The sequence below is a fragment of the Bacteroidota bacterium genome (assembly GCA_017303975.1).
Classification (GTDB): domain Bacteria; phylum Bacteroidota; class Bacteroidia; order JAFLBG01; family JAFLBG01; genus JAFLBG01.
In genome coordinates this window covers 24961-38642 of the sequence record JAFLBG010000013.1, presented here as the reverse complement: position 1 = coordinate 38642, position 13682 = coordinate 24961, and the positions used below count along the sequence as shown (strand labels likewise).

General features: G+C 33.4%; 8 protein-coding genes. 5 read left to right on the top strand and 3 right to left on the bottom strand.

Annotated features, from left to right (window positions below; all coding sequences use genetic code 11):
• The first annotated feature begins 10 nt into the window (after positions 1 to 10).
• The 5 genes from J0M08_06575 to J0M08_06555 all read left to right on the top strand — a co-directional run bounded on the left by J0M08_06575 (position 11) and on the right by J0M08_06555 (position 6679).
• Positions 11 to 1522, top strand: coding sequence for a hypothetical protein (locus tag J0M08_06575; protein MBN8702710.1), 1512 nt, complete (start codon positions 11 to 13; stop codon positions 1520 to 1522).
• 225 nt (positions 1523 to 1747) lie between these two features.
• On the top strand, positions 1748 to 2212 hold the full coding sequence (locus tag J0M08_06570) for a GNAT family N-acetyltransferase (protein MBN8702709.1): 465 nt from the start codon (positions 1748 to 1750) through the stop codon (positions 2210 to 2212).
• A 26-nt stretch (positions 2213 to 2238) separates the two neighbouring features.
• A complete protein-coding gene (locus J0M08_06565; GenBank protein MBN8702708.1) occupies positions 2239 to 3492 on the top strand; it encodes an aspartate kinase in 1254 nt (417 codons plus the stop codon).
• A gap of 35 nt (positions 3493 to 3527) precedes the next feature.
• Positions 3528 to 4994 (top strand): gliding motility-associated C-terminal domain-containing protein, encoded by a 1467-nt coding sequence (locus J0M08_06560; protein ID MBN8702707.1) that lies wholly within the window; start codon positions 3528 to 3530, stop codon positions 4992 to 4994.
• A 2-nt stretch (positions 4995 to 4996) separates the two neighbouring features.
• Positions 4997 to 6679, top strand: a complete 1683-nt coding sequence (locus J0M08_06555) for a gliding motility-associated C-terminal domain-containing protein (GenBank protein MBN8702706.1) — start codon at positions 4997 to 4999, stop codon at positions 6677 to 6679.
• Here the strand turns inward: J0M08_06555 and J0M08_06550 are convergent.
• The 3 genes from J0M08_06550 to J0M08_06540 all read right to left on the bottom strand — a co-directional run bounded on the left by J0M08_06550 (position 6671) and on the right by J0M08_06540 (position 13570).
• Entirely contained in the window at positions 6671 to 8725 is a 2055-nt protein-coding gene (locus tag J0M08_06550; protein MBN8702705.1) for a tetratricopeptide repeat protein, read from the bottom strand. The two genes, J0M08_06555 and J0M08_06550, sit on opposite strands and share 9 nt — an antisense overlap.
• Positions 8726 to 8819: 94 nt before the next feature.
• Positions 8820 to 11054, bottom strand: a complete 2235-nt coding sequence (locus J0M08_06545) for a bifunctional (p)ppGpp synthetase/guanosine-3',5'-bis(diphosphate) 3'-pyrophosphohydrolase (protein MBN8702704.1) — start codon at positions 11052 to 11054, stop codon at positions 8820 to 8822.
• Between the two features lie 284 nt (positions 11055 to 11338).
• On the bottom strand, positions 11339 to 13570 hold the full coding sequence (locus J0M08_06540) for a thiol protease/hemagglutinin PrtT (GenBank protein ID MBN8702703.1): 2232 nt from the start codon (positions 13568 to 13570) through the stop codon (positions 11339 to 11341).
• Between the last annotated feature and the right edge of the window lie 112 nt (positions 13571 to 13682).

Genomic DNA, 13682 nt, shown 5'->3' with positions numbered 1-13682 from the left:
TATTTTTTTCATGAATAGAAAATTGGTTTCGTTAGTGAAGTGCTTTACACCTGCTGAGATAAACACATTAAAAGACAATTATTGCAATTCTCCAATTGTGTTAAAAGCTATTGATTTTATTGAAAAAATTAAAACAGATAATTTTTTAGATGAGAAAATAATTGAAGAGTTGTACCGCCACGAATTAGGAAAAACGCCTATAGAAGTATTACAAAACAGGTATTACAAGTTGCGAAAGAAGTTGTTAGCTATATTATCGCAGTCACAATCGCACGTGAGCAAAAATGAAAGTGTAAAAAACGGTTTGCTTACTGAGGAAGAAGAGTATTTGTATACAATAGCACGAACAAACAAATTTAATAGCACATGGGAAGAAACCAGAAAATACTTGATAGCCTTAGAAACTAAAGCCTGGCAATACAATCAATTTGAAAAAGTAAATCATATACTTGACACAATAATTAATAAAAATATTGAATTGGGTCAAATTACAGAATTATCAATTATCAAAAGAAAACAAAAAGTTTCTGAACTATTGTTTGATTTAAATATGTTAATTGTTTACAAAGAAAAAATAAAGGATTTTGAAGCTAGATTAGGGAGCGAAAGTTTTGAGAATTATTTGCAAAGTATAAAACACATTACGAATAAAAACGCTGAATATATTCGTTTCAAAATTTTTTATCATTACATATGCGCTGTATATAAAGTGAATTCGTTTACTTCAATGAATATTCAAAAGGTAGCAAAGCACATATTTAGTCTAAAAAAACTAACATCAGATAATCCAGAAACCCCAATCTTGACATTTCATCCGGATTTTAAAATAGAAAAACTTGAAATTTTAACTCATGTATTTACAAGATATGCTTGGGCTAGATTTGATTTTGAAGAATTAGAATCAATATTTGAAAAACGCTTTAAGGAAATTATAGCAATAAAAGGTGTTGTAGGATTAAAGATTTCGGATTTTACCAACATAGTTTCAGCTAAAATTCATTTGAAAAAATATCTTCAGGCATGGAACTTTATAAAAGAACTATCCGCATTTACCTCTCAAGATAAATCAGAAATAAATATTAATATTTACTTTCTTGCACAAGCTAGAATTGTAAACTATGCGTTTCCTATTAGAATTATTTCTAATACCGATTCTATTCTTTTTAGATTGAAAGAATGGGTGTCAAAACTACATTCTGTTGATGACAATTTTCAGAAGAGCATGATTTTGCACGACATTTCAAAACTTCATTTAATTCGCCAAGAGTTCAACAAAGCTTTAAAAATAATAGAGATGGAGAGTGTTAAAAGTTACATAAAAAAATATGGTGACTATGAATTGCACCACTCGCTATATACTATGCTAGCTAGTAAAAAAAAATCATATTCAACTAAATTTTTAAATAAGATAGAATCAAAGCTAAATACCGAAGAAAATAAAGTTATTGCTTTCGAATACGAATGGTTATATAAAATATATAATTACTACAGTTCGTCTAAATTGAAAAACGTAAATAGCTAAGCTGTGTTCGTAGAATTGCGCTTCAAGTTCAATATAATTTTTTAGTGCACCTCGGTAGTTGTTTTATAATTTCTCTGTTGTCAAAATTTATGTTTAGCAATTCTAAAATTCGTTGTAAAAATTAAAATTACGCACATTGTCTGCGAAAAATTAGTTGCCAACTTAGTTATTAAACTCGAATATTTTACATAATTGAATTAACTTTGACATACAGATTAAATTTGTATGAATATACATGTAAGAAAAGGCGTAAAACAAGATATTCCACATGTTTTAGAGTTGATTAAAGAGTTGGCTTTGTACGAGAAAGAGCCTAATGAAGTAATTGTAACTATTGAAAGTATGGAACGGGATGGATTTGGAAGTAATCCATTATTTTATTTTTACGTGGCGGAAGTCGAAGAATATGGAGTTCGAAAAATTATAGGCATTGCTTTGTACTTCATGCGCTATTCAACATGGAAAGGCAAATGCGTTTTTTTAGATGATATAGTGGTAACTGAAAAGTTTAGAAAGAATGGGGTAGGGAGTATGCTTTTTGATGCTTTGTTAGAAGAATGTAGGGCAATCGGTGCTAAGCGTTTGGAGTGGCAAGTACTTGATTGGAATCAACCTGCAATCAATTTTTATAAGAAGTACCAAGCCAAATTTATGGATGAATGGCTAAATTGCAGGTTGGTATTTGATTAGTATATTTAAGCTCAAATTAAGTTGAAGTGAAAGTATTTAAATTTGGAGGCGCTTCCGTAAAAGATGCAGATGCAATAAAGAATGTTGCTCATATTTTAACATCTTATCCCGATCAAAAAATACTTGTAGTTGTTTCTGCTATGGGCAAAACAACAAATGCGCTTGAAAGACTAGTAGATTCTGTTTTCGATAAAAAAAATAGTGCAATCGAAATATTTTCAGAGATAAGAAACAATCATTTTTCGATTATTGAAAAACTTTTCGAAAATAGAAATCATCCTATTTATCAAGATATTCATAATACGTTTGTTGAGTTGGAATGGGCTGTTGAAGAAGAACCTACTCAAAGTTATGATTGCACTTATGATCAAATAGTAAGTATTGGCGAAATCATATCGAGTAAGATTATAAGTTATTATTTAAATGAAGTTAATCTTTACAATAAATGGTTAGATGTACGTGATGTTTTAAAAACAGATGAATCGTACAGAGAAGCAAAAGTAAATTGGGCAGAAACAGAACAGTTGGTGTTGGATTACCTTAATAAATCTTCATCTAATTTGGTTGTTACACAGGGTTTTATTGGTGTTAATGCTGAAAATTACACTACTACACTAGGCCGAGAAGGTTCAGACTATACTGCATCAATACTTGCTTATTGTTTAAATGCCGAATGTGTTATCATATGGAAAGATGTACCTGGGGTATTAAATGCCGACCCTAAATTTCATGAGAATGCCATATTGTTAAAACATATTTCCTATCAAGATGCAGTAGAGTTAGCCTATTATGGCGCATCTGTGATACATCCCAAAACAATAAAACCACTTCAGAATAGAAATATTCCATTGTATGTAAAATCATTTTTGAATCCAGCTAATGAGGGTACTCTTATTAATAACGAACCTTCTTCGCTTCCGGCTCCTTGTTTTATCTTTAAACGGAATCAGTTACTTATCTCTATTTATCCTAAAGATTTTTCTTTTATAGTAGAAGATAATTTACGAGATATCTTTAATTCCTTTGCCGATTTTAAAGTGCATATTAATATGATGCAAAATTCAGCACTTAGTTTTTCGGTATGTGTGGACGATGAAAAAAATAAAATTAGTGCGCTAATAGCACAATTGTCTTTAAACTACAAGGTGCTTTATAATTCCAATGTAGAACTTTTAACAATTAGGTATTATAATCAATCTGTTATAGATGAAATGACAAGAAACAAGACAATTTTGTTAGAAGTGAAAAGTAGATATAACGTGCAACTAGTTTTGCAATAATTGCATCTTATGTACTAATAGATAAAACCTAAATAATGAGAAAAATTTATACAATTGGGTTGGCACTAATTACGTTGATTAATAATTATGTAACTGCTCAGAATGCTGATTTATGCGAAATTGTAAAAACTACCTTTGAGTGCAACTCTAGTGGTTGTTTTAAATTAGCCATTAATCCATTAATTGAGGTCAATGAAACTGACACCTATGCCGTATCCCAAATACCCTTTTCGCCTTATCCAGTAGGCGGTACACCTGTTTTAATTGGAATAGATGATACGTATGGACCTGTAGTGAATATAGGGTTTTGTTTTAGCTTTTTTGGCAATACCTATACTCAGTGCCTTATTACATCTAATGGAACAATTTCGTTTAATTTAGCAGAAACAGGAAATTATCATAGCTGGTCAATTTCTCAATCTGTGCCATCTACTAGTTCTTCTATGTCAGATGCGTTAAACTCAATTTTGGGTCCATATCATGATATGGACCCTTCTTTGGGAGGCACAATTACTTATACGGTTATAGGCACTTCTCCTTGTCGTAAATTTATTGCTACTTGGAATTCAATTCCAATGTTTGGCTCTGGATGTACTTCTACACCTGATGCAAAACAGCAGGTTGTTTTACACGAAGGGACAAACATCATAGATATGTTTATTTGGAATAAATCCGCATGTACAAGTTGGAACAGTGGGTATGCTATACAAGGAATACAGAATAGTTTAGGAACCAAGGCGTTTGTAGTACCAGGAAGAAATTACCCCACGGTTTGGAGTGCCGCTAACGATGGACAGCGATTTGCTCCAAAAGGCACACCCGCAGCTATGAAATCTTGGCTCAATTCCGATTCGTTATCCAATACAAACATTGATAGTGTGCTTTATTGCAATTTAACTCAAGATATTAATGTTACAGCCAACGTTAAATTTACCGGTATTGGGTGTACCCCAATTCTCCTAACCCAAACACTAACTTTAAATTCAGCTATTGTTCCCAAAATTGATTTTGATTATTCTATTCTGGAAAATAACGAGGTGGCATTTACTGACTTATCATCTAATTTAAATGGCTTAGCTTGGTATTTTGGGACAGGCGATTCTCTGTTTACCGTGCCTGGAGCAAACCCTAATTACACGTACCCCGACCCAGGAACGTACTATGCAACACTTGTTGGCTGCAACAATACATTTGGCTGTTGCTCTATAACCAAAGAGATAATATTTGAAAAATTACTCATCCCTAATGTATTTACACCTAATAAAGATGGAGTAAATGACTTATTAACTATAACCGCAATTGGGTATTCTAACTATCATTTAAAAATATTTAATCGATGGGGAGTTTTAGTTTTTGAGAGCAATGATAATAAGAAGCATTGGGATGGAACAATAAATGGAAATAATGCAAGTGATGGTACTTATTATTATCAACTACTTGTTTATAGCGAATTAAAGAAAGAGGATTTAGAGTATAAAGGTTTTGTATCCCTAATTAGATAAAAATGTCGATAAAAGTTTGTTATCCGTTACTACTTATTTCTCAATTACTTTTTTCTCAAGGAGGCACTTGGACATGGATGCATGGAGATACCGTTTTTAATTCAGCAGGAAGTTATGGAACAAAAGGAGTTGCATCTGCAACTAACTCTCCTCCCGGTTTGTACGAAGCCTGTGAATGGGTAGATAGAGATGGAAATTTTTGGTTGTTTGGAGGGATTGGAATTAATGGTTTTTCTATGATTGAGCACAACGCTTTGTGGAAGTTTGATCCGCTAACCAATATGTGGACTTGGGTAAATGGCAACTCTATTCCGGGTGTTGGTGGCACGTATGGAACAAAGGGAGTTGCTGCTGCTACAAACCAACCAGGAGCAAGAGGGTGGGGTGCAATGACTTGGAGTGATACTATAAATAATATTTTATGGATGTTTGGTGGCTATGGACACGATAAGTGGGGTTGGAATTTACCATTAAATGATTTATGGAAGTATGATATAGCTACAAATGAATGGACATGGATGTCGGGTTCAGATGTTGGAGGTACCTTAGGCGTGTGGGGACCAAAAGGTATTTCTGCTCCAGGCAATTCGCCCCCTAGCAAGACTGAAAATAATGCCACTTGGGTTGATAGTGTTGGTAATTTATGGCTGTTTGGTGGGATTTCGGGAAATATAGTAACTAATGATATGTGGAAATACGATATTTCTACAAATGAATGGACATGGATAAATGGGCAAGACGTTAATACGATTACAGCTCCAATTGCTCCAAATTATGGTATTAAGGGGGTAGAGGCACCAAGTAACGATCCCGGCTCACGTTATGCGTATTCAAAATTTACAGATGGAAATTATTTTTATTTATTTGGTGCAGGAAAAACAAGTGCATTGGATAGTGTATTAAATGACCTGTGGAGATACAATACTACAACAAATAGATGGACATGGATTAGTGGAACTAAATTAGTAAACGATGACGGAAACACAGGTAATTTATGTAATTCAGATACAGTCTTCTTGCCGTCTGCTAAATTTGAGCAGCGAGCATCTTGGAGCGATAACCCTTGCGGATTATGGATTTTTGGAGGATATACTAACAATGGTAATGAAGGATACAATGATTTATGGTACTATAATTTAGATAATGGCGCTTGGACACTTGTAAGTGGGACTTCCCTTTCAAATCCGGTTGGAGTGTTTGGAACAAAAGGCGTTGGAGCAATAACTAATGTGCCCGGTGCTCGGGGAGGAGCATTGCCCTTTAAAGCAAAAGATGGCAGTATGTGGTTGTTTGGCGGAGCCGATTTTTCAGCAGGATTAAACTATAATAACGACTTGTGGAAGTTTGAATTAGATACAGCATGTATAAGCCTATGCAATAAAAACAAGACAGTAACTACAGAAGAACCACAAGAGCTTTTAATTCCAAATGTATTCTCTCCTAATAATGACGGTGTTAATGATTTTTATACACTTACAACGGTTGGCTATTCTAATTTTAATTTGAAAATTTTTAATCGTTGGGGAGTTTTAGTTTTTGAAAGTGTAGATACTACAAAACATTGGGATGGAAAAATAAATGGGACAGAAGCCAGTGATGGCACTTATTATTATATACTATCTGTTACAGACAATAGCAAGAACGAAAATAAAAGCTATAAAGGTTTTTTAACCTTGCTACGCTAATTTATTCGGCTTTAGATTTATTGTCCAAACCAACACATCGTCAATTTGGAGGTTAGAGCCCTTCCATGAAATAAATTCTTCATCAATTATTTTTTCTAAGGTTTCTGTCGGTAATCTATAAAAAATGGAAGTAGCTTCTTTGAGTTTTGAAATGCCGTATTTTTTATTTTCCAGTCCACCTATTTGATCAATATAACCATCGGTGCATAAGAGAATAGTTGTTTCTTCGGTAATGAATGTTTTTGTTTTTTTATATGTTCTAATAGGCTCGGGTATTCCTCTTTGCGAAAGCCCTCCAACAGGGTGTTCTGAGGGTTTAAAGAGTGTTATGCCGTTTTTAGTAATAAATAAAATTCCTAAATGAGCTCCGGAAAATGAAAGTTGGTTTGTAGCATGGTTATAACAGCAAAGCGCTAATTCCATTCCATCTTGAGATTGTTCTTCGCCTAGTTCTTGATGCAACATTTCATATACACTTTTATTCATTTCGTGCAAAGCTTCGGCAGTGTCGTATATCTTATTTTCGACAATAATTTTAGTCAGCAAGCTTGTTCCTACCATCGACATAAATGCACCGGGAACTCCATGTCCTGTGCAATCTGCAACAGCAAAGAAAGACAAGTTGTTGGTATGGTGAAACCAGTAAAAATCTCCACTCACAACATCTTTGGGCTTATAGTAAATTGTGCTTAATGGAAAAAACTGCAAAATAGTTTGTTTGGAAGGTAAGATGGATTCTTGTATTTTTTTTGCATAGGTAATACTGTCGATAATTTTTAAATTTTTCTCTTCAATAATATTTTTTTGAGATTCAATTTCTTTGTTCTTTATTTCTAAAAGTGTTGTTGCTTTTTGTTTAAAAAAATATCTGTTAAGCAGCAAACCGGCTAGTGCCAATATAAATAGAATGCCAATAATTAATAAATTTCGTTCGTTTTTTATATTTTGTGCACTTAGTTTATTTAATTCATTTTCTGTCAATACAAGTTCAATCTCTTTTTGCTTCTTTTCTTCCATTGCTTTAGCTTCCAAGTTTTTTATTTTCTTTACTTGTTCTATCGATGCAATAGAATCATTAATCTGATAAAATAAATCAAAGTACTTAACAGCGTTTGGAAGGTCGTTGGTTTTTAAATACAAATCTTTTAGTCCCTCATAAACTTGAGAAATAGTTAGCAAAAAATGTGCATTGACAGATTCCTCTTCAGCTTTCTTTAAATAGATTTCTGCTTGTTTGTATGATTTTTTAGCGATATAGTTTTTAGCTAAAAGTGTTAAAATGGGTATTGTTCCCCTTTTATCACCTAGCTTAGTGTAAATGGAATAGGCAATTTGGCAGTGTTCTATTGACTTGTCGTAATTTTTTTGGTGTAAAAAATAGATGTCGCCAATGCTATAAAGTAATTGCGCTTTTAGACTTATTTTATTGGGTTTTTTTTCTGCCCATTCTAAGCCGGTTGTATAAACATTTAGTGCCTGTGTATAATCTTTTTTTAATTGATAACTTGCTCCTAAGTTTAAATAACTGGCTGTAATTAGAATGTTGTCGTTAGCTAGCTTTCCATATTCTATAGATTTATTTATGTAGTAAATAGATTTTTCAGCGTCTTTTAAAACCTCTAATTGAAAGGAGCTAAGGCTGTTGTATATGCCACTTTTTAAAGAGTTATCGGTAATGCTATCTAAAAAGCTTTCTGCTTTATTTAAGCAATCGATTGAGTTGGAATAATCTCCAATTCCGGCAAATATATCACCACCTATAAATAATGTTCTAACTCTATTTTCGATAGAAATGGTATTGCTATTTTCGTATTCATCTAAAATTTTCCATTGTGCTATAGCATTTTTCATGTCGCCTACATAATAATAAGCAAGTGCTTTTAAAAAAAGTCCACGGTCTATTCCGTTTAAATAATTTATTCTTTTCGATTTATTAATTACACTGTCTGATGCATCAAAAACAAGCGAATTGTTTATGCCAGCTAACGGTTTGGCAACACGAATAATAGCATTTATTGCACTTGTATCGCTACGAAAGTTTTGCAATTTTATTTCTTGCGAAAATAAATTAGCAGTTATGCAAAGAAGTGCTACAAGTAAAAAAAGAATAAAATATGTTTTAGATTTTTTGATCAATACATTATTGATTTGAATCGGTTCGGGAAATACTTAAAACACCGCCTACTTTTTTTAGCTTACCAATCAAGTCGGTCAAATGGTTTGTATCGTGCACAAACACCATAATGTTTCCTTCAAACATTCCATCGTTTGTTTCGAAACTTATTGAGCGCATGTTTACGTTCAACTCGTTCGAGATAATTCTGGTAATGTTATTTACAATTCCTACTTCATCAATTCCTTTAATTTTAAGACCAGCCAGGAATGAAATATGGTCGCTGCTTGTCCATTTCGCTTTTACAATTCTATAGGCGTAGTTCGACATAAGCTGAACTGCATTCGGACATGTAACTCGATGTATTTTTATACCCTCGTTAATACTTACAAATCCAAAAACATCGTCACCCGGAATAGGATTGCAGCATGGAGCTATTTTGTAATCTATTTTTTGCAAATCTTCCCCAATTACAAGCATATCACTTGTTCCACGAATACTGTGAACAAGATTTTCTAATGATGTTGCAATTTCAGTTTGTGCAGATGGATGTACTAGTTTTCCTTTTTCTCTGTCTTCAATAAAATCTTTTACGTGTTTCAAACTTAGTGTTCCAATGGCTACACGATAAAATACATCTTGACTAGAGCCAAGTTTGAAATAGTTGGTTAAATCATTTATGTTTTTTTGATTGAACTCAATTTTTAAATGATTGAATTTGCGCTCCAACATTTCTTTCCCTTCTTCTGCAATTTTTTTCTTTTCTTCTTTTAAGGCATTTTTTATTTTCGATTTTGCTTTTGCCGTTACTACATAGCTAATCCAATCTTCTTTGGGTTGTTGTTTACTAGATGTAATTACTTCTACTTGATCTCCACTTTTTAGTTTGTAACTAAGTGGTACCAATTTGTGGTTTACTTTTGCACCTATACATTTTTCTCCAACTTTTGAGTGTATATCAAATGCAAAGTCTAAAGCAGTTGAGTTTACAGGTAGTGTGCGCATTTCACCTTTTGGTGTAAATACAAAAATTTCATCTGCAAATAAATTAAGTTTAAAATCATCAATGAAATCCATTGCATTTTGCTCAGGACTTTCCAACAATTCTCTTATTTTACGTATCCATTCATCCAATTGATTTTCATTGCCACCTGGTTCTTTGTATTTCCAATGTGCAGCATATCCTTTTTCAGCAATTTCATCCATTCTTGCTGTTCGTATTTGCACTTCTACCCACTTACCGTCAGGTCCCATTACAGTAGTGTGTAAAGACTCGTAGCCATTCGCTTTTGGTGTAGATATCCAATCTCGTAATCTGTCAGGGTTTGGATGGTAAGAATCTGTAATGATGGAATACACTCTCCAACAATCTGCTTTTTCTCTATCTGAATGAGAATCAATAATTACTCGAATTGCGAATAAGTCGTATATTTCATCAAAGGCAACTCCTTTGTGTTTTATTTTATGGTTGATAGAGAAAATAGATTTCGGTCGCCCGTAAATCTTGAATTTCAATCCTTGTTTTTCTAAACTATCTTTTATCGGTTCAATAAAGGCAGCAATAAATTTTTTTCTTTCCGGTTCACTGTCGCTTAATCTTCTGGTTACCTCTTCAAATGCATCGGGCTCAGTATATTTTAATCCTAAATCTTCAAGTTCAGATTTCATCGCATTAAGTCCTAAACGATGTGCCAGTGGAGCATACAGGTAAAGAGTTTCCGATGCAATTTTAAGTTGCTTATCTCTTTTCATGGAACCTAATGTTCGCATGTTGTGCAGTCTGTCTGCCAATTTCAAAAGAATTACTCGTATATCATCTGATAGAGTAAGTAACATTTTTCGGAAGTTCTCTGCTTGTAACGATGATGTTTGTTGGTCGAATACACCTGCAATTTTTGTTAATCCATCAATTATTTTAGATATTTTCTCGCCAAACATTCCTTTTATATCGTCCAAGGAAATATCGGTGTCTTCTACAACATCGTGCAATAATGCGCATACAACAGAAGTTGGACCAAGGCCAATTTCTTCAACAGCAATTTGTGCTACTGCAATTGGATGAAAAATGTATGGTTCTCCTGATTTTCTACGCATATCTTTATGAGCCTCCAAGGCAAGCTCAAAAGCCTTGCGTATTTGAAGTTTGTCATCTTTATCCATTCGTCTGCGAATGGTTTTCAGAAGATTACGATAACGTTTAAGAATTTCTTTTTTTTCTTCCTGTAAGCTTAATGTGTAGGTTTCCGGAGAGATTTCGGCCATAAAACATGCGTTTTCTTAAATATAAGAATTTAAAAACACAAAAAGAATAACCATTGAACCGTAATTAGAAAGTAGAAGCTTTTGAAAAAGCGTACTATCTGTCTTAGTACGGGTAAACCCAATTTAGTTTAGTAAGGTTTCCTTTCTAATTCAAAAACACTAAAAACCTTACTAATCTTTAGTTTTAGGTAGTTGTATTTTCCAACTGCCTATTTAGGGTTAAAAAAGCCCCAAGGCAGCCAACGGCTGCCTTTGGGCGAATCCTAAACTAAAACAAAGAAAAACTACTGGCTTATAATAAGCTTTTGAACGCCAATTGCGTTGTTATGACTTACCTTAATCATGTATATACCTTTTTGTATATCACTTATATCTATTTGTTCTTCCAACGAATTCAAATCAAACTTTCTAATAGATTGACCATTAAGGTTTACTATTTCCGCAGAATAGCTTGTTTCTAATTCTGTAAGCTCATTTAATTTTATTGTAATGCTAGTGGTAGCAGGATTTGGAAATAATGCAACACTAATATTTTTGATTGAGCCACTATTTATGATTGAATGCTCGTTTTCATCATTTACCATTAATTTATTTGAGCTTTCTGGAACAACTACACTAGCTAATGTAGTAGGTTTATAAACGGTTCCGCTCGATAAAAATTTGTAGCTTGAAGCTCCTGTAGCTTTACTTGATATAACTATATAGTAAGTGCCTGCTGAAATACCAACACTAGCCATTTTAAAGGTAAATTGACCTGTTGCATTTATACCTAATGTTATATTTTGTTTTATTTCAATATCTTTTGCTAATACACCTTTCAACGTATAAAAAGAAGCTTTTATTATACCATTGAAAGCAGTGGTGGTAGAGCCATTTTTAATACCCACTTTTATATAACAAGAATCAAACATGTTTATTGTATTTGATTTTAATACCAAATTAGATGTTGTTCTTAATGGATTGGTATCTTTTACTTCAAAGTTAGAAGGATACGTATTGCTTGCACTTCTTGTAATTAGTTGCCAGTTGTTATTTTCTACAAAGTAGATACCTAATTTATACTTAGCAGGAACAATGTTTGCAATTGTTGATGTAAAGGTATAGGTTGCAGATGCTCCCTGATTAATGGTAACATTTGAAAGCGTTTGAATGCTTGTTACGTAAGTGTTTTTGGAGTCAAACAATGCTGCAACTAACTGACCAGTTGCTTTTGCAGTTCCATAGTTTTTTATAGTTGTTTTTACTGTTGCTTTACTTCCAATAGTTGCAGAAGTAGGGGCAGAGTAGTTTGCTGTGCCTGAATTTATTTTTAATTTATGCTTTGCAGGTGTTCCCGGCTTTATTTCATAAATCATTTGTAAGTCAGCCCAAGTATAATTACCGCTGTGTGTGGTAAGTGCATTCATTGGGAAAAATCCATTTGTAGATCCACCCCAACCCCAATTGATGTGAAATAAGCCTAAAGTATCGTATCCGTCAGCAATAAATAAATGACCTGCACTATTACCGTTTACTTTATGTTTTGAGTAACCTGCAATAAGTACAATTCTTTTTGCATCAAGTTCTGTTTTTAGCGTGTTATCCCAGGTTGTTGCTCCAACTGTGCTCATTTTTGCATGTTTTAAGCTGCTAGAGTATCCAAAGTTTTTAGTAAGTGCTGTAAATACATCTTTACCTCCCCAAGATTTTACAGAGGCTGAACTTCCACTTATTGTTCCGTAATCCATATCAACACTTACACCTACGTGGTAAACTAATCTTGCAACTTCATCAATTTGAGCTTGTGTGCTACTCATGCTCGAAAGGCTTAATGCTCCTGGTGTTGACATTAAAGTCCAATTGTAAACGGTAGCACCAAAATTCGCTGCTTGTACACCAAAGTTGTCGTCAGTGTATGAATTATATCCAATACCTTGAGCTGGATAATTGTAATACTTTAACGTTTGTGCCATTGCAATTGCCACACATCCAGAAGGTGTTCCTGGAGGACAAAATTTGTTATATGTACCTCCTGATTGATTCCATTTAGTAACAGTTAATGGTGCAACAGACGATTTTTTATATAACATGCCGGAATTGTCGGATGAAGGATTTAGTGCATTATCCCACATTGCCAATGCTGTTTGGTCAACGGTGTTATTTTTAATTGCACTCTCAATTTGTTCTTTGTAGTTGTCTAATAATATTTCTAACCCAGGATTGATGTCATTTATATCGAAAGACGATTCGTATGAATAACCTAAAATTGGTCGTGCTACATCATCTCCCGAAACAATTACAAATCCATTGTTTTGTCCTACGTTAAAAACATAGTACGCAACATTGGGTTGATTGTTTACTAAACAATTTTCTTTCTTTACCAACGATAAATTATTGGCTCCTGAAAGAAGTGAAAGTTTGGTGTTTGACAAAACATGGTTTTGTGCAGCACTTTGTGCCTGTTGAGGTGTAACTTGTTTTGCATCTGCCGATATAATTTGGCTAAATAATGCAACAGATAAAATTAGCTTTTTCATGATTTTTGGTTAAGTTTTGGATTTGCTTTCTTCGTTTTAAAATTAAAAATGTATTATTTGTGTTGGTTGAAATAACCAATTTTTGGAACAGATGCCAGTTTGCATAATTCCA